Below are 25,334 nucleotides of genomic sequence, written 5' to 3'. Positions count from 1 at the left end.
TGCACCACAGCTACCGCCCCGAGGCACTCAACACTTAAGGTGCACCAGTGAGCGGACATCGCGACATGCGCGCATGTCGCTGTGATGTCCGCGCTCCCAGATTACGCCAGCCGCCGGTCATGCTCGATCACGGCATTGAGCAGCACCTGCGCCCCTGCCGCGCATTCGTCGAAGCTGGTCGACTCCCCCTCGTTGTGGCTGAGCCCGCCCTCGCAGGGCACGAAGATCATGGTGGTGGGCGCCACGCGAGCGATATAGGCCGCGTCATGGCCGGCGCCGGAGACCATCTTGCGCATGGCGAAGCCCGCCTTCTCCGCGCCGTGCTCGACGCATTCGATCAGCTCGGGCGCGAACTTCACCGCCGGCGAGTTCCAGATGCGCTTTTCGTCATAGATCAGCTTCATAGCCGGCAAAATATCCTCCAGCGCGGCACGGAATTCCTTTTCCATCACCTCCAGCACCTCCTCGTCGGGATGGCGCAGGTCGATGGTGAAGAAGACTTCGCCCGGCACGACATTGCGGCTGTTGGGCTTGTTCTCGATCAGGCCGACGGTGGCGACGCCAGGCTGGTGCTTCTGGCCGACGGCGTCGACCGCCTCGATGATGCGGGCGGCGCCGAGCAGGGCGTTCTTGCGCAGATACATCGGCGTGGCGCCGGTATGCGCATCCTGGCCGGTGACCGTGACCTCGTACCAGCGCATGCCCTGCACGCCGGTGACGACGCCGATCATCTTTTTCTCGTCCTCGAGGATCGGCCCCTGCTCGATATGGAGCTCGAACATGGCCTGGAACTTGTGGGCGCCGGCCTTCTCGACGCCGCGATAGCCGATGCGCTCCAGCTCGTCGAGGAAGGTGACGCCGTCGCGGTCGGTGCGCTCATAGGCATACTGCGGCGTGAACACGCCGGCGAACACGCCTGAGGCCAGCATGGCGGGGGCGTAGCGCGAGCCTTCCTCATTGGTCCAGTTGACGATCTCGACGGGCGCATTGGTCTCGTAGCCCTGCTCATGCATGGTGCGCATGGCCTCCAGCGCGCCGAGCACGCCGAGCACGCCATCGAACTTGCCGCCAGTCGGCTGGGTGTCCAAATGCGAGCCCATGGCGATGGGCGGCAGCTCGTTGTTCCTGCCGGGGCGGACGGCGAACATGTTGCCGACTTCGTCGACCGTCACGGTGCAGCCGAGCGCCTCGCATTGCGCCTTGAACCAGTCGCGCACCTTCTTGTCCTCGTCGGACAGCGTAAGGCGCTTGATGCCGCCCTTCACCGTGCCACCGAACTTGGCGGTCTCCATCAGGCTGTCCCACAGGCGCTGCGGATTGATGTTGAGATTGGTGAGCATGATCAAGCCTTTCTGGAATGGGGCACGGAACGATCAGGTGAGATCGTGCAGTACCTTGCCGCTCGGCGGCGTGAGACGGAAATCGCTGAAGGAAACATGGAGCCCGGCCCTTTCGGGCGTGCAGCACATCGGGCCGACCTGATAGGATGCAGCCTTTGGGAAGGGCGCGAGCCGCACCAGGGGCCAATGCTGGCCATCGGACGAATATTGCAGGCGCAGCACACCATCGGAAACCGTGACGCGCAGGCGGAAATCGGCGGGATCACCGAGGAAGGGGCCGGTCGCCCAGTCGGACTGGCCAACGGTCAGCACGCTGCCGAGCATGGGCGCCCCGTCATTGTATTCGATGCCTGCCTTGAGCCAGGTTTCTTCGTTCAGCCGGACCATCAGCCCGGCCTGGTCGTAGAGCGTCTCGAAGCGAGCCCGCACGCGGACCTCCGCCGTGAAATCGCCGGCGCTGTTGAGAAAGAAGAAATGGCCATTGTGGCGCGTGAAGCCGTAATGCGTCTCGCGCCAGAAATCGGTGGCCTTGTCGGTGACGGCGTTGAGCGTCTCACCGTCCAGCGCCCAGCGCGCCGGTTCGTTCAACCAGCGCCCGAGACGAAGAGGAGAGAGCTCGACATAGGTCGGCATGGCGGGACCAAATTGGTGTGCCGGTCTTCTCAGCGGCATGGAAACGCGGGCGACTGGGGGGGCTGGTCTTCAGACCAGCCCGGAACCACAGGCGGCGCCAATGAAGGCGGGTCTTCAGACCCGCCCCCCGTTACGGCGTCACCTCGATGCGCGACACGGGCTTGGGCTTGTTCAGCTCCTTCCAGGTCGCATTCGCCACCGCCACCGCCGGGAAGGGGTCGCGCCGCACGAAGGCGCCGTCGCCCTTCTGGGCGCGGATCTCCTTGTCCTTCCAGGCGATGCGGCCGCGCGAGAGCGTCACGATCGGCAAGCCGGTGCATTCATAGCCCTCGAACACATTGTATTCGACGCGGCTGAACTGGTTCTTGGCGCGGATCGTCTTGGTGGCGGCGGAGTCCCAGACCACGAGGTCGGCATCCGACCCCACGGCGACGGCCCCCTTCTTGGGATAGATGTTGAGGATGCGGGCGATGTTGGTGGAGGTTACCGCCGCGAATTCCTCCTTGGTGAGGCGTCCCGTCCTCACGCCTGCCGTCCACAGCACCGGCATGCGGTCCTCGAGGCCGCCCGTGCCGTTGGGGATCTTGCGGAAATCGCCGAGGCCCATGCGCTTCTGTTGGGTGGTGAAGGCGCAATGGTCGGTGGCGACCACCTGGAGCGAGCCGGAGGCCAGGCCGGCCCACAGCGAATCCTGGTGCGACTTGTTGCGGAAGGGCGGCGACATCACCCGCTGGGCGGCATGGTCCCAGTTCTTGTTCTGATACTCCGAATCGTCGAGCACGAGGTGCTGGATCAGGGGCTCGCCAAAGACGCGCTTGCCGGCGGCGCGCGCCCGGGCAATGGCCTCGTGGCTGTCGCGGCAGGAGGTGTGCACGACATAGAGCTGGCTGCCGGCCATGTCGGCGATCATGATGGCGCGGTTGGTCGCCTCCCCCTCCACCTCGGGCGGGCGGGAATAGGCGTGGCCCTCCGGGCCGGTGACGCCCAGATCCATGTAATGCTGCTGCAGGCGGAAGACAATGTCGCCATTCTCGGCATGCACCAGCGGCAGGGCGCCAAGGCCGGCGCAGCGGCTGAAGGAGTGGAAGAGCTCGTCGTCATTCACCATCAGCGCGCCCTTATAGGCGAGGAAATGCTTGAAGGTGTTGATGCCGTAGGTCTTCACCACGGTATCCATCTCGTCGAACACCTGCTTGTCCCACCAGGTTACGGCCATGTGGAAGCTGTAGTCGGAGACGGCCTTCTCGCTCTTGTGGCGCCAGTCCTGATAGGCAGCGAGCAGCGACTGGCCGGGCGCCGGCAGGCAGAAATCCACCACCATGGTGGTGCCGCCGGAAAGCGCGGCTCGCGTGCCGGATTCGAAATCGTCGGCCGAGACGGTGCCCATGAAGGGCATTTCGAGATGGGTATGCGGGTCGATGCCGCCGGGCAGGACGAAGCAGCCATCGGCATCGATGATCTCGGCCCCGGCGGGGGCGGAGAGTTTCGGGCCGACCGCCACGATGGTTTCACCATCGATGAGCACATCGGCGGGCTTGGAATGATCGTGGTTCACCACGACACCGCCACGGATCAGGATCGGCATGGAGTCCTCCGCTGGGAGCGCGGACGTCCTCGTCCGCTCTTGGAAACGTTGCGCTCGCAGAAAAAGGAAGAGCGGACAGGATGTCCGCGCTCCCAGTTTACCTCAAAGCTTCTTCGCGGCGTCCGTCACCGCGCTGGTCCAGCCGCCGACCGGCGCCTTGGTGATGGCCGGGCTGTCGCCGCCGCCCGAAAGCAGTGTCTTCACGGTGATGTCGGCCGCGGCCGGATCCAGCGTTCCGTCCGATCCTTCGGTCAGCTTGTTGACTTCCTTGATCTGGTTGGTCTGGTGCACCTCGGTCTGGGCGCCGGAAGCGTCGTTGTCGAGCACGATCTTCACCGCCTCGTCAGGGTGCTCGCGGGCATAGTCCCAGCCTTTCATCGAGGCCTTGACGAACTTGGCCATGGTCTCGACGAATTTCGGATCCTTGAGCCGATCCTCCATGACATAGAGGCCGTCTTCGAGCACGGCGACGCCCTGATCGGTGTAGTTGAACACCACCAGGTCCTCCGGCTTCACGCCCGCTTCGATCACCTGCCAATATTCGTTGTAGGTCATGGTCGAGATGCAGTCGGCCTGCTTCTGCAGGAGCGGATCGACATTGAAGCCCTGCTTGATCACCTTGACGCCATCGGCCGAGCCGTCGGTCTTCAGGCCGAGCTTACCCATGAAGGCGTTGAAGGGATATTCATTGCCGTAGAACCAGACGCCGAGCGTCTTGCCCTTGAAATCGGCGGGGGTCTTGATGCCGGTTTCCTTACGGCAGGTCAGCTCCAGGCCGGAGCGCTTGAAAGGCTGGGCGATGTTGACCAGCGGCACGCCCTTCTCGCGGGCGGCAAGCGCGGCGGGCATCCAGTCGACGATCACGTCGGCCTGCTTGTTGGCGATCACGGTCTCCGGCGCGATATCCGGCCCGCCGGGGGCGACGGTAACATCGAGGCCGGCATCCTTGTAGAAGCCCTTGTCCTTGGCGACGAGATAGCCGGCGAACTGGCCCTGCACCACCCATTTGAGCTGCAGCGTGACCTTGTCGGCGGCCTGCGCAGCCGTCACCGCGCCGAGGCCGAGCGCAAAGGCAACGCCCGCCAAAAGTGCCTTCTTCATTCCGTCCACTCCTCTGTTGTCCTCATCCTGCGTCATGCGCGCCGGTAAGAGGGATGCCAAAATGTCACCGCCCGTTCAATGAGCGCGATGATGCCGTAGAAGATCGAGCCCGCCACCATGGCGACGGCAATCTCGGCCCAGACGATGTCGGTCTGCGACAGCGCCGCCTGGGTGTTGATGCGAAAGCCCATGCCGATGGTCGGCCCGTCGAGATATTCGGCCACGATTGCACCGATCATGGCGAGCGTCGAGTTGATCTTCAGGCCATTGAAGATGAAGGGCATGGCAGCCGGAAGACGAAGGCGCGTCAGGGTCGACCAGTAGCTTGCGCCGTAGGAGCGCATCAGGTCGCGTTCCAGCGCGCCGCTCGAGGCCAGCCCCGCCACGGTGTTGACCAGCATGGGGAAGAAGGTCATGGCGATCACCACCGCTGTCTTGGACGGCCAGTCATAGGTGAACCACCAGATCATGATCGGCGCGATGCCGACGATCGGCAAGGCGGAGACGACATTGCCGAGCGGCAGCAGGCCGCGGCGCAGGAAGGGGATGCGGTCAGCCACCAGCGCCACCAGGAAGCCCGCGCCGGAACCGAGCAGCCAGCCGAGCAGCGCCTCATGCAGGAAGGTCCAGATGAAATCCCGGGTGAGCGTATCGGCATAGCGGACAAGCGCCGTGCCGATGGCCGAGGGTGCGAGCAGATTGATGGTCGGGATGCCGAAGCCGACGACGACCCATTCCCATAAGAACAGAAGTGTGAGGCCGAAGAGGATGGGAGGCGTCAAATCCTTCCAGCGCGAAGATCCATTGCCGTCTCCATCATTAGCGATGGTATCCACCATCATCCAGGCAGCTAGCCAAACGCCAATCGCCTTCAGCCAGAAATCCCAGCCCGCGTTTCCTGCGACGCCATCCAGACTAACCTCGGAGGTCAGGGCAAAAGCCGTAATGGCAAGGAGTACCAGCCAGGAGACTTGACGGCTGAACCGAGATGCGGAGCGGCGAAGCCCGGCGTCGATCATAAGGCCCGCCGGGACAAATATGATTGTTGTGGGGGATAAGGTCGCCCTACCCCAAACAAAAGACAACGCCACCCCGAGCAGCATCAACAGTCCTGAAATCACGAAGCCACGGGATTGGAAGGTCGTCATTCCCCCCCTCCCCGCACGCCCATCGAAACCAAGACGCGCCGCTCGACCAGGGCGATGACGCTGATCAACAGCGCCGAGAGTAGCGCGGCGGTGAACAGCGCCGCCCACAACACCAGGCGCAGATTGTTGTACTGGTAGCCCGCAAGGAGCCGCGAGCCGAGGCCGCCCTGGGCGCCCGTCGGCATCTCGGCCACGATGGCGCCGACGATGCAGCCGGCGATGGCGATCTTCAAGCTCGCGAACAGAAAGGGCGTCGCCGCCGGCCAGCGCAGCTTCCAGAAGGTCTGCCACTTGGAGGCGTCGTAGGTGCGCATCAGATCGAGCTGCATGGTGTCGGGCGACGTCAGTCCCTTCACCATGCCGACGGTGACAGGAAAGAAGCAGAGATAGGTCGCGATCAGCGCCTTGGGTACGATGATCGGCAGGCCGAGCTTGCCGAGGATGGCGTTGAGCAGCGGCACCAGCGCCAGGATCGGGATGGTCTGCGAGATGATTACCCAGGGCATCAGGCTCTTGTTCATCGAGCGAAAATGCACGATCAGCACGGCCAGCACGATGCCGAGCACCGTGCCGAGCACGAAGCCCGACAGCGCCGCGGAGAGCGTGATCAGCCCATGGTAGACGAGGCTGCGGCGTCCCAGCGGCGGCTCGAAGAAGATGCCCTGCACCATCGCCGTGATGATCTGGTGCGGCGCGGCGAGATTGCCGTCCGGCAGGTTGATCGCGGCGATGAATCGCTCGATCACGGAGCGGCTTGCCATATCCGGCATGGCGCGCTGAAGGGCGCTCCCGTTCATCGGCAGGCAGGCGAGATACCACACCGCGAAGATCGCCAGCACCACCACCGTCACCGGCCCGGCCTTGCCGGCCATCAGGCGGCTCCAGAGCGAGGGTGCGCTACGCACGGGCATGACGTCAGTCGTCATAGGAATGCCCCGCATGCAACCCGTCGCGCACCCGATGCGCCACCTCCTGAAACTCCTGCGTTTCCCGGATGTGGAGCGTGCGGTCGCGTGGGAAATTGCAGTCGATGATATCGATGATACGCCCGGGGCGAGGCGACATCACCACGATCTTGGTGGAGAGATAGACCGCCTCGGGGATCGAATGGGTGACGAACACCACCGTCTTCCTGGTGGTGCGCCACAGATGCAGGAGCTGGTCGTTGAGCTTGTCGCGCACGATCTCGTCCAGCGCACCGAAGGGTTCGTCCATCAGCATCAGGTGAGGATCGAAGCAGAGCGCGCGGGCGATCGAAGCGCGTTGCTGCATGCCGCCGGACAATTGCCAGGGGAACTTCTTCTCGAAACCCTTGAGATTGACGAGCTCGAGGTTCCTGGCCGCCCTTTCCTTCCGCTCGGCCGCCGGGAAGCCCATCACTTCGAGCGGCAGCATGACGTTGCGCTCGATGGTGCGCCAGGGATAGAGCGCCGGCGCCTGGAAGACATAGCCGTAGTGGCGCTGAAGCCGGGCCTGTTCCGGGGTCAGCCCGTTGACCTTGATCGAGCCCGAGGTCTGGCGCTCGAGATCGGCGATGACGCGCAGGAGGGTGGTCTTGCCGCAGCCCGAAGGGCCGATGAAGGAGACGAAATCGCCTTCGTTGACGGTGAGGTCGACGCTGGAGAGCGCATAGACAGGGCCATCGCCGGTCTCGAAGGTCAGCGACAAATCCTCGACCGAGATCACCGGTTTGCCGGCCGGCGCTGCATCAGCCGTGCCGCCAAGATCCCGATCTACGCCCTCAACTTGCATGCCGGCCTTACCCCTGGTTCTATCGCGTCTTGCCTTCAGATCGAATCACCAAGAATCGCAAAATGCTTTTTATGCCGATGCGCTAACTTGGAAATCCGCTCCTACCTGAACGCATTTTGCTTTATCGAACGGTTACGGCTCGCTCGAGGCCGCTCCGTCCTTGGCTTCCGACCGCCTGTTCACAGCAATGATCGTGCCATGTTCAGCAGAGTCAGTATTTTATCACGTTACCGCCTCCCTGCCCCGGTTGGAATATTTGAAACCGGCGACAAGGCGACTTGCATACGAAAAAGAAAGGCCGCTCCCAAGCGGAGCGGCCCTCTCGAAACCGGATGCTGCCCACAGTCAGCACGAATATTGACCGCATGGACAAAAAATAGGCAACCCCTTTTGTAAGAGTTCCACATTGAGGATGCGCGGATGCGGTCGCCGATGGCGACTCCATCCGCTTTTGACAACTGTCCCGGCCGGCGCAGGTTGGCCCTACCGGCTGGCACCCATCACTGTTGCGGGGCCATGGCCCTCTCTGCGCCCAGCGCCATGGCGAGAACATCCTCGTCCGCAAAGCGCTTGCCGACGATCTGCAGGCCCACCGGGAGCGATCCCATCGAGGGCACCGGAAGAGACAGAGCCGGGCATTGCGGCACGAGGTTGAAGGGGCAGGTCATGTCGAGGCCGTTGTAGCGGCCATCAGGCAGGGTGCCGACAAAATCGTCGTCGGTCGCACCAACCGGTGGCGCCGTGATCGCGCAGGTTGGGCAAAGCAGGGCGTCATAGGTCTCGAACAGCTTGCGCATGTCCTGCCACATGGCGGTGCGCAGCAGCTCCACCCGCTTGTAGCTGGTGGCATCCATGGCGTGACCGCGTTCCATCATCGACACGACGGCCGGGTCCATGCGCTCGCGATGGTCGTCCAGGCTCTTGCCGAAATAGGCCGACATGAAGACGCACCACAGGTCGAACCATTGGTCGGCAACTGCCCTCGTCCAGACGAGCGGCACCTCGTCGATCCGCGCCCCCGCCTCTTCCATGGCCCGCACGGCAGCGCGGATACCGCTCTCGACGGCCGGCTCGACGGCGTAGAAGCCAAGGTCGATCGACAGGGCGAAGCGCCGGCCTGCAAGATTGCCGGAGCGGGCCCTCTGCGTGTCGAAGACAAGCGGCAGCGACTGGATGTCCTCGTCGCTCGGCCCGGCCGTGGCGGCCATGAAGGCGATGGCGTCCCCCACCGTGCGCGCCAGCGGCCCGAAATGCGAGATGTTGTCGAAGACGCTCGGCAGGATCGTCATCGGGATACGGCCGAGGCTGGGCTTGAGGCCGACGACACCGCAAAAGGCAGCCGGGATGCGTACCGAGCCGCCCATGTCGCTTCCCTCCGCCAGGGGAACGACGCCGGTGGCTACGGCCACGGCGGAGCCGCCCGACGAGCCGCCACTGGTGCAGGTACGGTCGTGCGGATTGCGGGTCATGCCCCAGCGGGGGCTGTTGGTGAAGCTTGAATAGGCGAATTCCGGCGTCGTCGTCTTGCCGATGAGGATGGCGCCCTCGAGCTCCAGCCGGCGGATGCAGAGGGCCGTCCGCTCCGGCACGCCCTCCCCCGTGCTCCAGGAGCCGAGCGTGGTGAGGTCACCCGCGGTCGGCGTCATGTCCTTGGCGGCGAAGGGCACGCCATGCAGTGCGCCTGTCGGCAAGCCCGCCCGGACGGCCTCGTCGGCGCGGCGGGCGGCGGCGAGCGCCCGCTGCTCGCAAATTAGCGTGAAGGCGTTAAGGTCATCCTGAATGGCTCGTGCACGACGCAGGGACTCACCGACGACGTCCTCGGCCCTGGCCTCACCGCGGCGTATGGCGCCGGCGATGGCTGTGGCCGGCAGATCGAGCAGGTGGCCGCCGGATTGGCGTGGGACTCGATTTTGCATGATCCGGTCAACTCCCTTGTGGTGGCGCTGGATGGCTCTTATTGCAGGTTGTCCACCCTACATCGCTTTGACACGATGCCGGATCGGGGCATCGGCCGGCAGCACGAGGCGGGCGGGCGGAGATTGGTCGAGATGGCGTCGTTATTCCGTAGTTGGAACCGGAAGATGGGCGAAGCGGCGAGCGCCGTGGGCTCGCCGGAATTTCCGACCCGCCTGCAGGCGGCCTTGCGGCTGATCGCCCCGTTCGAAATGATGAATGGCTTTCGCTACACGCCCGATCGACGGGCGTTGGATCTTTACAACGAATGCGACATTGTCGACCGGTCGATCATCGTGGATCAGTATCTGGCGGGTGCCTATGTCCTCGATCCGTTCTACGACGCGATCTACCAGGATAGCGCGGCGCCTCTGATCGTCATGCAGGAGATCGCGCCGGATTCCTTCAGGCAATCGGAATATTACCGTGTCCATTATGCCTCCACCACGATTGTCGACGAGATCGGTTTTGTGCTGGACCTGACCGGCGGACATATCGGTGTCCTGTCCATCAGCCGGGTCGGGGCAACCACCATGTTCGGTCGTCGTGAGATCGAACAGTTCGGGGATGCGGCTGATTTGGTATGTGCCCTGGCCGCGCGTCACTGGCGGATTTCCGAAGGAATCGCGTCGGCCCCGGGCGAGACGCCGACAGCGCACCTCTCCCACCCGTTGCTGACGACACGCGAACGCGAGATCGTTGCACTGATCCTGAAAGGCCATTCGACCATCTCGATCGGCGCCCTTCTCTCGCTCTCGCCCGAAACCGTGAAGGTGCATCGGCGGCATACCTATGCGAAACTCAAAATATCGAGCCAGGGCGAGCTTTTCCGCCTGTTCCTGGCGCAACAGGCCCCGCAGCCCTGACTCCTCCGCGTCACGCGCTTGGGCTCAAGCCGCTTCCTCGACAAAGTCGAGTTCGGGGGCTGCCTGGCTGAAAAAGCGTGTCAGGTAGGCAAGGTAGGCCACCCCGAGCACCAACCAGATGCATCCGAGCCATTTGGCATTGCTGTCGAGATTGTAGAGCAGGAAGAGATCGCAGAGCGCGGCGATGAGAGGCAGCACCACGCCCAGCACGAAGCCTCGCGCCCGCACCATCTCGTGATTGCGGAAATAGAGCGCCACCACGGACAGGTTCACGGCGGTGAAGGCCAGGAAGGCGCCGAAATTGATGAAGGAGGTCGAGGTCGTGACATCCATCCACAGGGCGGCCAGACCGACCACGCCGACCAGCACCAAATTGATCAGCGGCGTATGCCAGCGGGGATGCAGCTTGCCGAACAACCCCGTCGGCAGGACACCGTCGCGCCCCATCGCGAAGAGCAGGCGGCCAACGCTGGCCTGGGCGGCGAGGCCGGACGTGAATTGCGCGACGATGAGCGTGGCGAGGAAGATCATGACGAAGAAGTCGCCGCCGATCTTCGCCGCGATCTCATTGGCGGCTGCATCGACCGAGGCGAATTCGAAGCCGGGGTGGGCCAATTGCACCACATAGGCGGCGGCGATGAAGATGAAGCCCCCAGCCAACGCAACGATCAGGATCGCCCGCGGGATGGTCCGCGTCGGGTCACGGGTTTCCTCCGTCAGGGTCGAGACGGCATCGAAGCCAAGGAACGAATAGGCGGCGATGGCCGCGCCGCTGACGGAGGCCGAAAGCGGGACGTTGACCTGGAAGAAAGGTGCCGCGGAGACAAGCCCGCCCGGGCCGCTCGCAGCGATCACGTAGCGGGCCGCCAGAAACACGAAGGCGGCGACGATTGCGAGCTGCACGATCATCAGGACGAAGTTGACCCGGCTGGCAAAGGCGACGCCGACGATGTTGACCAGCGTGGTGATCACGATGAAGCCGACGATCCAGACCGACACCGGCACATTCGGAAACGCCGAGGACAGATAGGCCGCGCCGATCAGCCAGATCACCATGGGCAGGAAGAAGTAGTCGAGCAAGATGGCCCAGCCCACGAGGAAGCCGATATTCGAGTTCAAGGACTTGCGGGCATAGGTGTAGGACGATCCGGCCACCGGATAGACCTTCGACATGACACCGTAGCTGATGGCGGTCAGGAAGATCGCTCCCGAGGCAAGCAGATAAGCCATCGCCGTCGTGCCCTGGCTGGCACTGGCGAGGGGGCCGAAAGTGCCGAATACGATCATCGGCGTCATATAGGCAAGGCCGAACAGCACAACCGACCATAAGCCAAGCGCGCGGTCGAGTTTGACTTCCTGTGTCATCGAATACTCCCCTGTCGACGGACTGCGAGACATCCGATTTGCTCTTGGATGTCCTGTCTTGTTGTTGTCACAGAGGATGCAGGTGGCCCGGGAGGCCGACAATAACCCCAAGGTGTTATTCGATCGGAAGGCGCGATCGAGCCTGCCGGCTCGAAAAAATGAAAGGCCCGGCGCGAGGAAACGCGCCGGGCCCCGGGTTGAATTGGATAAGACTCAATTCACGCTGGGAAAGTTGAGATTCACCCCCGAGCGGATGCCGGTCGGCCAGCGCGAGGTCACCGTCTTCAGACGGGTATAGAAGCGCACGCCTTCCATGCCATAGATCGAGTGATCGCCGAAAATCGAGCGCTTCCAACCGCCGAAGGAGTGGAAGGCGACAGGCACCGGCAGCGGCACGTTGATGCCGACCATGCCGACCTCGATCGAGTCGGCGAAGGCGCGGGCGGCATCGCCGTCGCGGGTGAAGATGGCAGTGCCGTTACCATATTCGTGGTCGTTGATCATCTTGGTGGCGTGACCATAATCGCGGGCCCGCACCATCGAGAGCACCGGGCCGAAGATCTCTTCCTTGTAGATCGACATGCCCTCGGTGACCTTGTCGAACAGAGTCGGGCCGACGAAATAGCCATTCTCATAGCCCTGCAGCTTGAGACCGCGGCCATCGACCACCAGATCGGCGCCTTCCTTCACGCCGGCTTCGATATAGCCGAGCACCTTCTGTTGGTGCACCTTCGTCACCAGCGGGCCCATCTCGGCCTGCGGATCGGCAGCCGGCCCGATCTTGAGCTTCTGGATGCGGGGCAGCAGGCTGTCGACCAGGGCATCGGCGGTCTTGTCGCCGATCGGCACGGCCACCGAGATCGCCATGCAGCGCTCGCCGGCCGAGCCGTAAGCGGCCGAGACGAGGGCATCGGCGGCCTGTTCCATGTCGGCGTCGGGCATCACCACCATATGGTTCTTGGCCCCGCCCAGGGCCTGGCAGCGTTTGCCGTTGGCGGCGGCGGTCGAATAGATGTACTGCGCGATCGGGGTGGAGCCCACGAAGCTGATGGCCTTGACATCGGGGTGATGCAGCAGCGCGTCCACCGCCTCCTTGTCGCCGTTGACGACATTGAGCACGCCTTCGGGGATGCCTGCCTCGATCAGGAGGCTGGCGACCAGCAGCGCCGCGGAGGGATCGCGCTCGGAGGGCTTGAGCACGAAGGTGTTGCCGGCGGCGATCGCCACCGGATACATCCACAACGGCACCATGGCCGGGAAGTTGAAGGGCGTGATGCCGGCGACCACGCCGAGCGGCTGGCGGTCGTTATAGGTGTCGATGGCCGGGCCGACATTGCGGCTGAACTCACCGGCGAGAAGGTGGGGGATGCCGCAGGCGAACTCCACCACTTCGAGGCCGCGCTGGACTTCGCCGAGCGCATCCGAATGGGTCTTGCCGTGCTCGGCCGAGATCGCCTGCGCCACCTTGTCGGCATTGGCCTCCAGCAATTCCTTGAACTTGAACATGTAACGGGCGCGCTTCAGCGGCGCCGTCGTCGACCAGGCCGGGAAGGCCTTCTTGGCCGCCTGCACGGCGGTATCGACATCGGCGGCCGAGGAGAGGCCGAGTTCGCCGCTCTGCTCGCCAGTGGCGGGATTGAACACGGGCGCAGAACGCCCGCTGGTGGCCTCGACGGACTTGCCGCCGATCAGGTTGGCGATACGGGACATGGGGGTTCCTCATTGTTGGGGTCATCCCGGACGCGTTGCGGCACAAAGTGGTGCAACGCAGATCCGGGACCGTTGGCGCCTGAAGCGCCTTTATGGGCAGACGGTCCCGTGTCAGCGCCGCACCACTTCGTGCTGCAGCGCGCACGGGATGACACTGGGCTCAATCCAGCGTCTTCAGCACATCGCCCAGCGTGGTGACCAGATCGTCGATCTCAGCCTTCGAGATGATCAGCGGCGGCGAGAGCGCGATGATATCACCGGTTGTGCGGATGAGCAGGCCCTTGTCATAGGCCTTCAGGAAGGCGGTGAAGGCGCGCTTGGTCGGCTGTCCCTGAATCGGTTCGAGTTCCACGGCGCCGATCAGGCCGAGATTGCGGATGTCGATGACATGCGGCAGGCCCTTGAGCGAATGAATGGCATCGGCCCAGTAGGGCGCGAGTTCGGCAGCGCGGGTGAGCAGGCCCTCTTCCTGATAGACGTCCAGGGTACCGAGCGCCGCGGCGCAGGCAACCGGATTGGCCGAATAGGTGTAGCCGTGGAAGAACTCGATCATGTGCTCGGGGCCCTGCATGAAGGCCTCGTAGATATGCTTCTTGGCGAACATGGCGCCCATCGGGATCACGCCCGAGGTGATGCCCTTGGCCACCGTCATCAGATCGGGCGTGACGCCGAAATAATCGGCGGCGAACGGCGTGCCGAGACGACCGAAACCGGTGATCACCTCATCGAAGATCAGGAGGATGCCATGCTTGTCGCAGATGGCGCGGATACGCTCCAGATAGCCCTTGGGCGGGATCAGCACACCCGTGGAGCCGGCGACCGGCTCGATGATCACGGCAGCGATGGTGGAAGCGTCGTGTAACGCGATCACGCGCTCCAGGTCTTCGGCATATTCGGCGCCGAATTCAGGCAGCCCGCGCGAGAAGGCGTTGCGGGAAAGGTCATGCGTGTGGCGGATATGGTCGACGCCGGTGAGCATCGTGCCGAACATCTTGCGGTTGGAGACGATGCCGCCCACCGAGATGCCGCCGAAGCCTACACCATGGTAACCGCGCTCGCGTCCGATCAGGCGGAAGCGAGAGCCCTCGCCACGGGCCCGATGATAGGCGAGCGCCGTCTTGAGCGCGGTATCGACAGCCTCGGACCCTGAATTGGTGAAGAAGACGTGATCCATGCCAGGGGGCGTCAGCTGCACCAGGCGGGAGGCCAGGTCGAAGGCCTTGGGATGGCCCATCTGGAAGGCCGGCGCGTAATCGAGCTCGGCAGCCTGGTGCTGAATGGCCTCGACGATCCTGGGCCGGCTATGGCCGGCATTGCAGCACCACAATCCTGCCGTTCCATCCAGCACCGAACGCCCGTCAGCCGTGGTATAATGCATGTCCTTGGCGGATACGAACATGCGTGGATTGGCCTTGAACTGTCTGTTGGCCGTAAACGGCATCCAGAACGCTTCAAGATTGTTGGTCACGCGGGTCGGGGCATTCATGGGGTTTCTCTCCGGAAGAAGCTGGGGCGGAAAGGCGTTGGAGGCACCCCGGCTCGTTAAGCTGCGCTAGCTTTGCCTTGAATCTGAAACTTATGCCAACTCTTTGTTGTGGCACGATCATTCGCGATGACGCCTTAACCGTCGCCCTACATTTTATTCATAATGGCCGCATAAAAAACAGACGTTTTTTTCTAGAAATGGAATACGTTGATGGCAAAGTGAAATCGGCTGCGTTGTTCAGGATATTTAACACCCTAAACAGGCCCAAAAGCAGGAGGTATCGATGCAGAACGTCGACCTGGGTTCGCTGTTAAGGCGCGTACGCGAAGCGCGCGGATTGTCGCAGCGCCAGCTCGCCAAGCGAGCCGGCATCTCAAACGCCACGATATCGCTGATGGAATCAAATGCGGTGAACCCGTCCGTCGGCGCTCTGAAACGCGTCCTCGATGCCCTGCCGATCGGGCTGGCCGAGTTCTTTGCCCTCGAAGCCAATACCGGCCGCAAGGTGTTCTACCGGCATGATGAACTCATGGAGATCGGCCGAGGGCGTATTTCCTATCGCCAGGTCGGCTCGGACCTGCGCGGGCGCGCGCTGCAGATGCTGTCCGAGCGCTACCAGCCGGGCGCGGATTCCGGCAAGGTTCTGCTGCATCACCAGGGCGAAGAATGCGGCATCGTCATCCGCGGCGAATTGGAGGTGACCGTGGGAGACGACAAGACCGTGCTCAAGCCCGGCGATGCCTATTACTTCGACAGCCGGGAGCCGCACCGCTTCCGCAATATCGGCGAGACACCATGTGAGCTTGTAACGGCTTGCACACCACCCAGTTTCTGAGCGATGAAAGAAGCGTATGTGTTTTGCGATCGAAGGGGCCGCCATGAGTCGCAAAACGCGCCGAAGAAAAGAGCCGGAGCAAAGGAGCGCTTCCGCCTGAACGCGTTTTGCTCAAGGGGAAACTGGAAGAGCGTGATGTCCGACAGTGGAGGCGCCGAGAGGCTGCGCAACAAGACCAAACTGGGTCTGGCCAATATCGACAAGATCCTGGACAGCGCCCTCTCCGCCTTTGCGACACATGGATTGCGCGGCACACGCATCGACCAGATTGCCGAAGCTGCCGGCATGTCGAAGACCAATCTGCTCTATTACTTCCGCAGCAAGGACGCCCTGTACGAAGCGGTGCTGACTCGCACCCTGGAAGTGTGGATCACACCCCTGTCCGAACTCGACGCCACGCGCGATCCGTCGGTCGCGCTCTCCGCCTATATCGAACGCAAGCTCGAATGCTCCCGGCGCTATCCGGAGGCCTCGCGCCTGTTCGCCATCGAAATCATGCAGGGCGCCCGGCATCTGAAGGATGTGCTGGCGACGGACCTGACCGAGACCGTGAAACGCAAGTCGGCTATCGTCAAGGGCTGGGTGGCGGAGGGAAAGCTGCGTCCTGTGGAGCCCCACCACCTGCTCTTCATGATTTGGGCGACCACCCAGCATTATGCCGACTTTGCCGCCCAGATCAGCGTGCTCACCGGCAAGGACCTTTCCGACGAGGCCTTCTACCAGGAAACCCTGCGGAGCGTGACGGATACGATCCTGCGGGGCGTGCTGGCCTGAACACGACGCGCTGCGTCACTTCGCTCCTGAGAGCTCAGCCGTAGCGCTCCACCACCATCAGGACGGAGACCGCCACCATCAGGGGCAGGTGCGCGGTGGGGCTGGCGAGCGGCACCAACATCAGCCCCGCGCATGCCCCGATACATGGCAGGGCCACCGCCGCGCCGAAGCGCAGGCTGCCGAGATCGGCACGCAGGCCGAAGGCCGGCAGCGCATGGCGCGCATGGCACTCGCGCAGCAGTTGCGCCCGCAAGCCGGTGCGCTGCCAGACAAGGGCCAACACCAGCGCCAGGACAAGGGCAACGACCTCCCGGCCAGCCAGGATCCGCAGCACCAAGGCGGCCGCCTGCAGGAGGCCGAGAGCCAGCATCCAAACAAGAGCATAGGCCAGGAGGAAGAGCAGTGCCGCGCGCATGCGCCGCTCCACGAGGCTGCGGTCCCACACATGCATCAGCGACGGGGCGAGAAGCGGCGCCATCATCGCCGCCAGCATCAGGAGCCAGGACAGCAGCAGGGTGGCCGATCCGTTGATCGACCACACCGCCGCCAGGATCGACGAGACATCCGACAGCGCATCCCGGCCGGACGTGCAGAGCATCGGTATTTCGACGGTGGCATCGAGAAGCAGGAGACCCAGCCATCCCAGCACGCTGGCGAGGAAGAGCGGCCAGAAGCGCCCGGCCACATAATCCCGATAGACCGCCAAAGCCCGCGTCATTCGCTGGACTGTCTGTAGAGCGTGATCTGCCCGACCTTGATCTGGTCTTCCTCGCGCACATCCGAACGCGGCACGATCGAGACCTCGAGCTCATCGAGATTGGCCTTGGCGAGATGCAGGGCATCGACCGCATTGGTGATCTCGAGCGTCTTGGTTAGGCCCGTACCGGCATTGCGGCCGCTGCCGGCCGAGGCCCGTTCCAGGCCGAACAGCGATATCGAGCCCACCGGCGTGTGCTCGTCACCCGCTCCGCTCCCCGGCCCATGCACGAAGACGTCGAAGATGCCGGATCCGTCCTTGCCGGTGATGTTCTCCAGCCTCAGGAAGACCCGATCGGGCTCGCCGGGCGTATCGGGCTGCACCGCGGTAGCCGAAAAACTACGGGTGAAAGATTTCAGCGGGCGCGGCGCCAGCTTGACGCGGGCCGTCGCGGTTTCAGGGCCGAGCGCGAGCTTCTTGTCGTTCGAGCCCATCAATTCGAATTTGCCACCTGCGGGCATGGCTTTGGGCCCTCCCCTCTCGGCAACGCTGAAACTCTGGCGGTGCGGCAGGATATCCTGCAAGCGGCGCCGGCGCCTGGTGACGCCCTTCAGCGGATCGGATGTATCGTCGTAACTATAGCCGATCCTTGCCGTCGACAGAACATCCTGCGGGTTCGAGGGACGATCCTTCTCGTCGGGACCGAAAGTGGCGAAGCGCCGCTTCTTGGAAGGACCGTTCAGCCAATTTGCTTCGGCCGGGTTCTTGTTGGCCGCGTCGCGCTGCAGCCAGACCTCCCAGAGCCTGTCGATATTGGCGTGATGCAGCCAGAAGATCGGATCGAGGGCGGCCAAGGTGGTGTAGGACATCAGGCCGCCGCGTCCGCCAAGCTGGCTATGCACGATATCGTGGGGCTGCGCCTCGATCAGGCCCTCAGAGTCGCCATGATCCATGAAGATCGTTCTAGGCCCGCCAACGCCGGCATTGGGGCCGTCGTCGACGCCGACGAAATCGCCGTCCGAAAGCTGGGTGTCGAGCCGCACGGTGTCCCGGTTCAGAGGGCGCCCGGAACGCGCCGCCACGAAGAGGGGATTGGCGGAGCCATCGGGCATGGTGCGGGCAAGGAAGGCGGGCGGAACGTTCAGCGCGCTCGGATTGCTTTGCGAGCTGTAGTTCCAGTAGGGCAACGCCCAATCGTCAGGGCCACCCAAAGCCTTGACAGCGGCGCCGACGATCTCCTCGAAGGAGAGCAGATAGGCCCGGTGCCAGGGCAGGAAATACCAGGAGCCGTGCTGGCATTGCTTCCAGTAAAGATCCTGCTCGGCCTGGGGCGGCAGCGCCTCGCCGGCCTTCAGATAGCTCAGGCTCACCCATTGGTCGCGGTCGAAGTCATGCATGGCGGCAAGATAGCGCCAGCTTGCCTTGCGCGTGATCGGCCGCGGACGCAGTTCCTTGATGGCCTTGGCATACCAGAGAACCGTGTCGTTCCAGGTTGGCCCAAGAGCGTAGATTTCCCGCCTCGTCCTCGCCACGTTCAGATCTCCCTGTTCTGGCCACTTTTCTTCAGCCGGAAAGCGCAATTTCAACGGGGGATATGTCAGCTAATTTTTTGCCGGGCATGGGCCGGCACAAGGACAGGAGGGAGTGACAGAAAGGATGGATGCCTGCCTGAACTCTCCAAATAATTCCGGTGAATAGGATTGGTAAGACTTTCACGGCAGCGCAAATACTAGCCCGGCTGCGTGAAACTGACGTGAATCTTCAAGGGCGGCGCGCGGGAAGACCATACTGCCCCGCTCCGGCTTCTCCGGAGCATCAATGCGCGGCCGTGAACGCCCTCATGTAGAAGCCAGCCTCGTCGCTCCCATAGGCCAGCTCCGGCGCCACCCAGCAGGCCCGGCGGGCGAGGCAGCCGCCGGTGAAGCAGGTCACGCCCTTGACCGACTTCACATGCGCGGCACAGCGATCGACATCATAGTGGCCCGGGTTGAAAGCGGAGACCGGGCAGGCGTTTAGACAGGGCTTTGCCTCGCAGGTCTCGCACGGGTGCGCGCGCGCGACCCGCTCGGGCAGTTCGAGCCGTTCGCCGAACCCCAGCGCGCCGCGATAGCTGTGCCACAAGCCATGGTCCGGATGGACATAGATGCCGAGCGGCGAGGCAAAGACGTCGTCGCCCCGTTCCGCCCAGCGCTGGAACGGCAAATAAGGCGGCCCGCCGAAAGGATAGAAAGGGCTGGCGTCGAAATCCGTAGCGAGGGCATCGACGATCCGTTTCGACCAGCGGTCGAGCGGGTGCGGCGCGCCATCGCCGGCCTCGCGCGAGCGCGCGAAGGATGGCCATTGCCGGCCGCCGATCCAGCCGAGCAGAACCAGCGTCTGGATACCGCCCCCGTCCCGCCCAGCCGGTACGCCATCCCCCGGCTCGCAATGAAAGGCACCGCGCAAGGCCAGGCCCAGCGCGATGGCAGCTTGCTCCACTTGAGCGAGGGTCGTCTGTGCAGTCACGCTCACTCGGCCGGTTCGGCGACCTTGGCCCGCACGGCCGGATTGTTGGGATGTTCCATCCAGGTGCGATGCCCGCCGACAGGCTTGCCGGTGCGCTTGTCGACGCCCGAGGTCACCTGCGAGAGCGTGATGCAATCCTCGATCGGACAGACCACGGCGCACAGGTTGCAGCCGACGCACTCCTCCTCGATCACCTCGAATTTGCGCACGCCGTCGACCATGTTGGTGATCGCCTGATGGGACGTATCCTCGCAGGCGATGTGGCAGCGCCCGCATCTAATGCAGAGATCCTGGTCGATATGGGCCTTGACGACATAGTCGAGATTGAGGTGCTGCCAGTCCGTGACCTTCGGGACAGCGAGCCCGACGAATTGGTCGACCGAGGTGTAGCCCTTCTCGTCCATCCAGTCCGACAGGCCCGAGATCATCTCCTGCACGACCTTGAAGCCATAGACCATGGCGGCGGTGCAGACCTGCACCGTGCCGCAGCCGAGCGCCATATATTCCACCGCGTCGCGCCAGGTCTCGATACCGCCGATGCCCGACATCGGCATGCCGCGCGTCGCCTCGTTGCGGGCGATCTCGGAGACCATGCTGAGAGCGATCGGTTTCACGGCCGGCCCGCAATAACCGCCATGCGTGCCGAAGCCGTCGGTGTTCGGCCAGGGACGCATATTGTCGATATCGACGGAGACGATCGAGTTGATGGTGTTGATGAGCGATACGGCATCGGCGCCGCCGCGCTTGGCACCCTCGGCCGGCTTGCGGATATCGGTGATGTTGGGCGTCAGCTTCACAATCACCGGCATGCGCGTATATTGCTTGCACCAGCGCGCGACCATCTCGACATATTCGGGCACCTGGCCCACGGCCGAACCCATGCCGCGCTCGGACATGCCGTGCGGGCAGCCGAAATTGAGCTCGATGCCGTCGGCTTCCGTGTCCTCGACCAGCGGCAGGATCGACTTCCAGGCCTGCTCCTCGCAGGGCACCATGATCGAGGCGATCAGGGCCCTGTCCTTCCAGTCACGTTTGACCTGCTTCATCTCGCGCAGGTTCACCTCGAGCGGGCGGTCGGTGATCAGCTCGATATTGTTGAAGCCCATCACACGGCGGTCCTGGCTGTGCCAGGCGCCGTAGCGCGGCCCGTTGACGTTGACGACAGGCGGGCCCGCCTCGCCTAAAGTTTTCCAGACGACGCCACCCCAGCCGGCCTGGAAGGCACGCACGACATTGTATTCCTTGTCCGTCGGCGGAGCGGAGGCGAGCCAGAACGGGTTCGGAGACTTGATGCCAAGGAAATTGGTGCTGAGATCAGCCATGTCGGTTCCTCCTCACGCGGCTTTTGCCTGGGATTTCAGGACGCGATCGATCGACAGGGCAGCCTGCTTGCCGTCCTCGACGGCCGCCACGGTCAGGTCCTGCCCGCCGGCCACACAGTCCCCGCCGGCCCAGATGCCGGGCACCGAGGTGCGGCGTTCCGCATCGACGGCAAGGCGGCCCTTCTCGAGGGCGAGCGGCACGCCGTCGACTTCCTTCGGCAGGAAGGCCTGGCCGATGGCGGTAAAGAGCTGGTCGCATTCGAGCCGGAGCTTCTCGCCGGTGCCGACGAGCTTGCCGCCTTCCTCGCGCGTATATTCGAGTTCGACGGCGGCCAGCTTGCCGCCCTCGGCATGGAGACGCGAGGGCTTCAGCCAGTGGCGGATCGATACGCCATCGGTCTGCGCCAGTTCCTGCTCATAGTCGGATGCGTTCATCTGCGGCTGGCCGCGGCGATAGGCGATGGTTACGCTCTCTGCACCCAGGCGCTTGGTCTGCGAGGCGATGTCGATCGCGGTCATGCCGCCACCGATAACCACGATGCGGCGGCCGACTGGGAGGGAGGCGAGATCCTTGGCCTGGCGCAGCTCGGCGATGTAGTCGACAGCTTCGATCACGCCCTCGATGCCGTCCTCCAGGCCGAGGGCATTGGTATCGCCGAGGCCCATGCCGAGGAAGACCGCGTCATACTGCTTCACGAGATCGGCAAGCTGGACATCCCGGCCGAGGCGCTTGCCGTGCTGGATGTCGATGCCACCGATGGCGGTGATGTAGTCGATCTCGGCCTGAGCGAAATCTTCGGTGCTCTTATAGGCCGCGATGCCATACTCGTTGAGGCCGCCGGACTTCTCGCGCGCTTCGAACACCACGACATCATGGCCCAGCGTGGCGAGCTTGTGGGCACAGGCAAGGCCCGCCGGCCCGGCGCCGACCACCGCCACGCGCTTGCCGGTGGGCGCGCCGCGCTTGAAGAGCTGCCTGCCCTTGGCGAAGAGGTCATCGGTGGCGTAGCGTTGCAGATTGCCGATCTCGACCGCCCTGCCCTCCGACACCTCCTTGACGCAGGCTTCCTCGCACAGCGTCTCCGTCGGGCAGACGCGGGAGCACATGCCACCCATGATGTTGGCGCTGAGGATGGTACGCGCCGCACCGACGGTGTTGCCCGTCATGATCTCGCGGATGAAGAGCGGGATGTCGATGGAGGTGGGGCAGGCCTTGATGCAGGGTGCATCGTAGCAGAACAGGCAGCGCTCGGCGGCGACCCTCGCCTCATGCCGGTCGAAGGCCGGATGCAGGTCGGAAAAATTATGCGCCAACGCCTCGGAATCGAGACGACCCCGCGCAATGTCAGGCTGTGCAGTCATCGGAACCTCTGGTGTGTATAATTTTTTACCAGTTGATCAAATGAGGTCGCGGCTGTCAATCGTGTTTGGAAAAATTCCAGAGTGAGAATCTGCCTCGCCTAGGAGCTTGGCAAGCAGATTTTGTGCCAGAAGTTCCCGATCCCTAGGAGCGTCATCGCTTCTGCTATCGCACATTTCCGGATCTTGGCGCGGGATCCCCTGGGACCGCAGGCGTCTCGCCTGCATCTCCTCTCCTGCGAGCGCATCGTTTCCAAGATGCAGGCGAGACGCCTGCGGTCCCAGGGGATCCCGCGCCCTTTCCTGCCAACCGTCAGGAAGCGGCCGGGCTCACGCCGCCACCTGCTTGGCCAGGATATCGCCAATCTTCAGCATGATCTCATCCGGCCCGTGGCCGATCACCATGTAGGAGCGCTCGGCATCCGACCAATAGACCACGTTGAAGCCCTTGCGCTGCTCGAGCTCGGGCTGCGTCACCGTGCCGGGATTGTTGGCGAAGATGCAGAAGGCGATCGGGCCATTCAGCTCGTCGAAATAGGCGACCTCCACCAGCGGCGCGTTGTCGTAATGGAAGAGTTCGACGCGCTTGACCTCCTGCGCCGGCAGGGCGACCTGCTGGGGTGTGAGAGGAAAGCCGAGGCGTTTGGTCGCCACCGCGAGGTCGCGCTCGGTCGAGGCGGTGTCACCAGGCATTTCGAGCAGGGTCTGCGACGTCGTCAGCCCCCAATATTGGGCGACCTTGGTGCGCCAGGCGTCAGGCGTCTCCTGGTCGGCCTCCTGGGTCGCGCCGAGCGGCCACCATTGCGCGGGCGCGTAATGGCCAATGCCTGCGCCAACCAGGAGAAGCGCGAGGCCGGCCGCGATCGCTGCCGGCGGCAGGCGCCAGGACCAGCGTGCGTCGTTGTCGTTCACCACCGGCGCCGGCACGGCCTCCAGGCTCCTGGCCAGCATGGCTTCGAGCCGCGCCGTGGGAGCGTGGGCGTTCAGGGCCTCGTAGCTCTCGCGGAAGGGCCGCGAGCCGGCGGCCAGCGCCTCGAGCCGCGCCTTCAGGCCGGCATCCGCAGCGAGGCGGCGTTCAAGCAAGCCCTGCTCCTTCGCCGGCAGCGTGCCGTCGAGAAAAGCGATCAAGGTGGCGTCTTCGAGTCCCATATCTTCCGTGCTCATGACGCTTCCTTGTTCAAATGGGCGAGCCTCAGACGGGCCGACGATAGCCGGCTCATGACAGTGCCAATCGGCACCGAGAGCATCTGCGCGGCTTCGGCATAGCTGAGCCCCTCCCCATAGACCAAGAAAACGGTCTCCCGCAGGGCTGACGGCAGCGCCTGCACCTCTTTCAACACCTGAGCGGCCAAAATATTCGTCTGGAATTTCTCCTCCCCGTCGAAAACCAGTACGGACTCGGCTTCCTCGAGTTCGACGGGGTTGCGCACCCTGTTGGCGCGGATGTCATTGAGCCAGATCGAACGCTCGATGGAAAACAGCCAGCGGTCGAGCCGCGTGCCCGGTTCGAACTGGCGAGCCTTCTCCAGCGCACGCAGGCAGGTGGCCTGTACCAGCTCCTCGGCGATCTGGCCGCTGCCCGAGAGCACGAGGCCAAAGCGCCACAGCCCCGTCAAATGCGCGGCTAGGCCGTTGCGAACTTCCTGGTCACCGCTTCGGGGCATGAATCGCCTATGCAGACAACGCGCGGCATAATTGTGGCGATTGTTCCGGCAAACGCAATCGTGCGGACCGGTTACTGGGTAGGTTGCTATTCAGCAGCGTCGAAGTAGGGAACATCGCTATTGGCGACTTCCACGGCAATCCCGTGCAGGGCGCAATCAGTCTCGGCACAGTCATGGCAGCGCGCGGCGGCGCGTGCATCGGCAAGGATCTGCCGGACCGTGATCAGGCAGCGCCCGCATTCCGGGCCGCAGCCGAGGCAGCGATAGGCATCGGCGGCCGAACGCGGACAGCCGGGATCCTCGCTGGCGAGGGTGCTGGCGAAGTCCCCATCGGTCAAAACGCGGCAGGAGCAAACGATCATCTGAAAACGATCTTGGGGTTCGGCCAAAGGCAATGACTGGATTTGATTTGTACGCAAGCGGGCTCGTTGTCAATGGCCCCATGAAACAATAGAATTGTTATAAATCAGTAGTTTAGAACAACACTAAACTGCATCGCTCCTGCCCGGATTTCGCCACCGCGCCACCATGTTTCAGCCTCTGTGGACACCAGATTTTTCTCTCTTGTCATCCTTTAGAATTATTCTAGTTTAGAGCTATTCAATTCAAGTAGGAGAAACGCTCCCATGAAGGGCGACAAGAAGGTCATCGATTATCTGAACAAGGCGCTGCGCAGCGAGCTGACCGCGATCAATCAATACTGGCTGCATTACCGCATCTTCGACAATTGGGGCCTGCTGGGCTTGGCCAAGAAGTGGCGCGCCGAATCGATCGAGGAAATGCAGCACGCAGACAAGCTCACCACCCGCATCCTGTTCCTCGAAGGCTTTCCCAACATGCAGACGCTCGATCCGCTCCGGATCGGCCAGACGGTGAAAGAAGTGCTGGAATGCGACCTCGCCGCCGAGCGTGAGGCCCGCGCCCTCTATCAGGAAGCGGCCGAATATTGCCGCACGGTGAAGGACTTCGTCTCCGAGAACTTGTTCAAGGAGCTGATGACGGACGAGGAAGGCCATATCGACTTCCTGGAGACCCAGCTCGACCTCATCGAGCGCATCGGCATCCAGAACTACTCGCAGAGCCATCTCGGCGGCTTCCCTGAAGACTGAGTCCGGTGGGGCGACCGAAAGGTCGCCCTCTCGCCGAGGCTATCTCGCCATACCTGCCGAGTTTGTCTTTCTCCTGTCCGGCTCTAGCGATAGAGCCGGAAACCGGTCACTATCATGCTACCGGCTGGAG

23 protein-coding genes are annotated in these 25,334 nt (G+C 63.5%); 4 read left to right on the top strand and 19 right to left on the bottom strand.

Annotated elements, in window-relative coordinates:
• Positions 1–101 precede the first annotated feature (101 nt).
• The 8 genes from QQL24_RS29375 to QQL24_RS29340 form a co-directional block, all read right to left on the bottom strand.
• Positions 102–1,340 carry a M20 family metallo-hydrolase gene (locus QQL24_RS29375; RefSeq protein WP_284315861.1) on the bottom strand — a complete coding sequence of 413 codons (1,239 nt, stop codon included), beginning with the start codon at positions 1,338–1,340 and terminating at the stop codon, positions 102–104.
• A 33-nt stretch (positions 1,341–1,373) separates the two neighbouring features.
• Entirely contained in the window at positions 1,374–1,973 is a 600-nt protein-coding gene (locus tag QQL24_RS29370) for a DUF1349 domain-containing protein (protein ID WP_284315860.1), read from the bottom strand.
• 130 nt (positions 1,974–2,103) lie between these two features.
• The gene (hydA, locus tag QQL24_RS29365; RefSeq protein WP_284315859.1) at positions 2,104–3,558 is read right to left on the bottom strand and encodes a dihydropyrimidinase; all 1,455 of its coding nucleotides are present in this window, start codon (positions 3,556–3,558) and stop codon (positions 2,104–2,106) included.
• Positions 3,559–3,660: 102 nt separating this feature from the next.
• Entirely contained in the window at positions 3,661–4,659 is a 999-nt protein-coding gene (locus QQL24_RS29360; RefSeq protein WP_284315858.1) for an ABC transporter substrate-binding protein, read from the bottom strand.
• A gap of 32 nt (positions 4,660–4,691) precedes the next feature.
• Entirely contained in the window at positions 4,692–5,441 is a 750-nt protein-coding gene (locus QQL24_RS29355) for an ABC transporter permease (protein ID WP_348536506.1), read from the bottom strand.
• Positions 5,442–5,803: 362 nt separating this feature from the next.
• The gene (locus QQL24_RS29350; RefSeq protein ID WP_284315857.1) at positions 5,804–6,733 is read right to left on the bottom strand and encodes an ABC transporter permease; all 930 of its coding nucleotides are present in this window, start codon (positions 6,731–6,733) and stop codon (positions 5,804–5,806) included.
• Positions 6,723–7,559 carry an ABC transporter ATP-binding protein gene (locus QQL24_RS29345; RefSeq protein ID WP_284315856.1) on the bottom strand — a complete coding sequence of 279 codons (837 nt, stop codon included), beginning with the start codon at positions 7,557–7,559 and terminating at the stop codon, positions 6,723–6,725. Before QQL24_RS29345 ends, QQL24_RS29350 begins: the two co-directional genes overlap by 11 nt.
• A gap of 500 nt (positions 7,560–8,059) precedes the next feature.
• Positions 8,060–9,475, bottom strand: coding sequence for an amidase (locus QQL24_RS29340; RefSeq protein ID WP_284315855.1), 1,416 nt, complete (start codon positions 9,473–9,475; stop codon positions 8,060–8,062).
• On the opposite strand from QQL24_RS29340, the gene QQL24_RS29335 reads away from it, so the two are divergent.
• Positions 9,470–10,378, top strand: a complete 909-nt coding sequence (locus QQL24_RS29335; protein ID WP_284315854.1) for a helix-turn-helix transcriptional regulator — start codon at positions 9,470–9,472, stop codon at positions 10,376–10,378. The genes QQL24_RS29340 and QQL24_RS29335 overlap by 6 nt on opposite strands.
• Positions 10,379–10,402: 24 nt before the next feature.
• Here the strand turns inward: QQL24_RS29335 and QQL24_RS29330 are convergent, their stop codons facing one another.
• The 3 genes from QQL24_RS29330 to aptA form a co-directional block, all read right to left on the bottom strand.
• Complete coding sequence (locus QQL24_RS29330; protein ID WP_284315853.1) at positions 10,403–11,743, bottom strand: APC family permease; 1,341 nt, start codon at positions 11,741–11,743, stop codon at positions 10,403–10,405.
• Positions 11,744–11,956: 213 nt separating this feature from the next.
• A complete protein-coding gene (locus QQL24_RS29325) occupies positions 11,957–13,453 on the bottom strand; it encodes a CoA-acylating methylmalonate-semialdehyde dehydrogenase (protein ID WP_284315852.1) in 1,497 nt (498 codons plus the stop codon).
• Between the two features lie 160 nt (positions 13,454–13,613).
• Entirely contained in the window at positions 13,614–14,939 is a 1,326-nt protein-coding gene (aptA, locus tag QQL24_RS29320; RefSeq protein ID WP_284315851.1) for an omega-aminotransferase AptA, read from the bottom strand.
• Positions 14,940–15,222: 283 nt separating this feature from the next.
• Between aptA and QQL24_RS29315 the strand changes: the two genes are divergently transcribed.
• Both QQL24_RS29315 and rutR read left to right on the top strand, forming a co-directional pair.
• Complete coding sequence (locus QQL24_RS29315; RefSeq protein ID WP_284315850.1) at positions 15,223–15,774, top strand: cupin domain-containing protein; 552 nt, start codon at positions 15,223–15,225, stop codon at positions 15,772–15,774.
• Between the two features lie 135 nt (positions 15,775–15,909).
• Complete coding sequence (gene rutR, locus QQL24_RS29310) at positions 15,910–16,548, top strand: HTH-type transcriptional regulator RutR (RefSeq protein ID WP_284315849.1); 639 nt, start codon at positions 15,910–15,912, stop codon at positions 16,546–16,548.
• A 34-nt stretch (positions 16,549–16,582) separates the two neighbouring features.
• Here rutR and QQL24_RS29305 read toward each other — a convergent pair whose 3' ends face one another.
• The 8 genes from QQL24_RS29305 to QQL24_RS29270 all read right to left on the bottom strand — a co-directional run bounded on the left by QQL24_RS29305 (position 16,583) and on the right by QQL24_RS29270 (position 24,457).
• Positions 16,583–17,266 carry a copper chaperone gene (locus QQL24_RS29305; RefSeq protein ID WP_284315848.1) on the bottom strand — a complete coding sequence of 228 codons (684 nt, stop codon included), beginning with the start codon at positions 17,264–17,266 and terminating at the stop codon, positions 16,583–16,585.
• The gene (locus QQL24_RS29300) at positions 17,263–18,777 is read right to left on the bottom strand and encodes a tyrosinase family protein (RefSeq protein WP_284315847.1); all 1,515 of its coding nucleotides are present in this window, start codon (positions 18,775–18,777) and stop codon (positions 17,263–17,265) included. Before QQL24_RS29300 ends, QQL24_RS29305 begins: the two co-directional genes overlap by 4 nt.
• A 283-nt stretch (positions 18,778–19,060) precedes the next feature.
• Positions 19,061–19,750, bottom strand: a complete 690-nt coding sequence (locus QQL24_RS29295) for a ferredoxin (protein ID WP_284315846.1) — start codon at positions 19,748–19,750, stop codon at positions 19,061–19,063.
• 2 nt (positions 19,751–19,752) lie between these two features.
• Positions 19,753–21,072, bottom strand: coding sequence for an NAD-dependent dihydropyrimidine dehydrogenase subunit PreA (gene preA / locus QQL24_RS29290; protein ID WP_284315845.1), 1,320 nt, complete (start codon positions 21,070–21,072; stop codon positions 19,753–19,755).
• 12 nt (positions 21,073–21,084) lie between these two features.
• Positions 21,085–22,434: an NAD(P)-dependent oxidoreductase gene (locus QQL24_RS29285; RefSeq protein WP_284315844.1), complete on the bottom strand. Its 1,350-nt coding sequence runs from the start codon at positions 22,432–22,434 to the stop codon at positions 21,085–21,087.
• 327 nt (positions 22,435–22,761) lie between these two features.
• On the bottom strand, positions 22,762–23,595 hold the full coding sequence (locus tag QQL24_RS29280; RefSeq protein ID WP_284315843.1) for an anti-sigma factor family protein: 834 nt from the start codon (positions 23,593–23,595) through the stop codon (positions 22,762–22,764).
• The gene (locus tag QQL24_RS29275; protein WP_284315842.1) at positions 23,592–24,047 is read right to left on the bottom strand and encodes an RNA polymerase sigma factor; all 456 of its coding nucleotides are present in this window, start codon (positions 24,045–24,047) and stop codon (positions 23,592–23,594) included. The genes QQL24_RS29280 and QQL24_RS29275 overlap by 4 nt, the downstream gene beginning before the upstream one ends.
• Positions 24,048–24,181: 134 nt before the next feature.
• Positions 24,182–24,457: a (2Fe-2S)-binding protein gene (locus QQL24_RS29270; protein WP_284315841.1), complete on the bottom strand. Its 276-nt coding sequence runs from the start codon at positions 24,455–24,457 to the stop codon at positions 24,182–24,184.
• A gap of 264 nt (positions 24,458–24,721) precedes the next feature.
• Here QQL24_RS29270 and bfr point away from each other — a divergent pair, with 264 nt between their 5' ends.
• Positions 24,722–25,204 carry a bacterioferritin gene (gene bfr / locus QQL24_RS29265; protein ID WP_284315840.1) on the top strand — a complete coding sequence of 161 codons (483 nt, stop codon included), beginning with the start codon at positions 24,722–24,724 and terminating at the stop codon, positions 25,202–25,204.
• Positions 25,205–25,334 lie beyond the last annotated feature (130 nt).

This window comes from Labrys miyagiensis, assembly GCF_030160835.1.
GTDB classification, from domain to species: Bacteria; Pseudomonadota; Alphaproteobacteria; order Rhizobiales; family Labraceae; genus Labrys; species Labrys miyagiensis.
Note: the sequence above shows the minus strand (reverse complement) of the source record. Positions and strands in the feature narration are given on the sequence as shown.

Excerpts from the sequence above, each read along its gene's own strand:
- bfr (WP_284315840.1), top strand. The coding sequence starts at position 24,722 with ATGAAGGGCGACAAGAAGGTCATCGATTATCTGAACAAGGCGCTGCGC.
- QQL24_RS29270 (WP_284315841.1), bottom strand. The coding sequence starts at position 24,457 with ATGATCGTTTGCTCCTGCCGCGTTTTGACCGATGGGGACTTCGCCAGC.
- QQL24_RS29345 (WP_284315856.1), bottom strand. The coding sequence starts at position 7,559 with ATGCAAGTTGAGGGCGTAGATCGGGATCTTGGCGGCACGGCTGATGCA.
- QQL24_RS29305 (WP_284315848.1), bottom strand. The coding sequence starts at position 17,266 with ATGACGCGGGCTTTGGCGGTCTATCGGGATTATGTGGCCGGGCGCTTC.
- QQL24_RS29375 (WP_284315861.1), bottom strand. The coding sequence starts at position 1,340 with ATGCTCACCAATCTCAACATCAATCCGCAGCGCCTGTGGGACAGCCTG.
- QQL24_RS29360 (WP_284315858.1), bottom strand. The coding sequence starts at position 4,659 with ATGAAGAAGGCACTTTTGGCGGGCGTTGCCTTTGCGCTCGGCCTCGGC.
- hydA (WP_284315859.1), bottom strand. The coding sequence starts at position 3,558 with ATGCCGATCCTGATCCGTGGCGGTGTCGTGGTGAACCACGATCATTCC.
- aptA (WP_284315851.1), bottom strand. The coding sequence starts at position 14,939 with ATGAATGCCCCGACCCGCGTGACCAACAATCTTGAAGCGTTCTGGATG.
- QQL24_RS29325 (WP_284315852.1), bottom strand. The coding sequence starts at position 13,453 with ATGTCCCGTATCGCCAACCTGATCGGCGGCAAGTCCGTCGAGGCCACC.
- QQL24_RS29280 (WP_284315843.1), bottom strand. The coding sequence starts at position 23,595 with ATGAGCACGGAAGATATGGGACTCGAAGACGCCACCTTGATCGCTTTT.
- QQL24_RS29285 (WP_284315844.1), bottom strand. The coding sequence starts at position 22,434 with ATGACTGCACAGCCTGACATTGCGCGGGGTCGTCTCGATTCCGAGGCG.
- QQL24_RS29370 (WP_284315860.1), bottom strand. The coding sequence starts at position 1,973 with ATGCCGACCTATGTCGAGCTCTCTCCTCTTCGTCTCGGGCGCTGGTTG.
- rutR (WP_284315849.1), top strand. The coding sequence starts at position 15,910 with ATGTCCGACAGTGGAGGCGCCGAGAGGCTGCGCAACAAGACCAAACTG.
- QQL24_RS29350 (WP_284315857.1), bottom strand. The coding sequence starts at position 6,733 with ATGACGACTGACGTCATGCCCGTGCGTAGCGCACCCTCGCTCTGGAGC.
- QQL24_RS29340 (WP_284315855.1), bottom strand. The coding sequence starts at position 9,475 with ATGCAAAATCGAGTCCCACGCCAATCCGGCGGCCACCTGCTCGATCTG.
- QQL24_RS29330 (WP_284315853.1), bottom strand. The coding sequence starts at position 11,743 with ATGACACAGGAAGTCAAACTCGACCGCGCGCTTGGCTTATGGTCGGTT.
- preA (WP_284315845.1), bottom strand. The coding sequence starts at position 21,072 with ATGGCTGATCTCAGCACCAATTTCCTTGGCATCAAGTCTCCGAACCCG.
- QQL24_RS29315 (WP_284315850.1), top strand. The coding sequence starts at position 15,223 with ATGCAGAACGTCGACCTGGGTTCGCTGTTAAGGCGCGTACGCGAAGCG.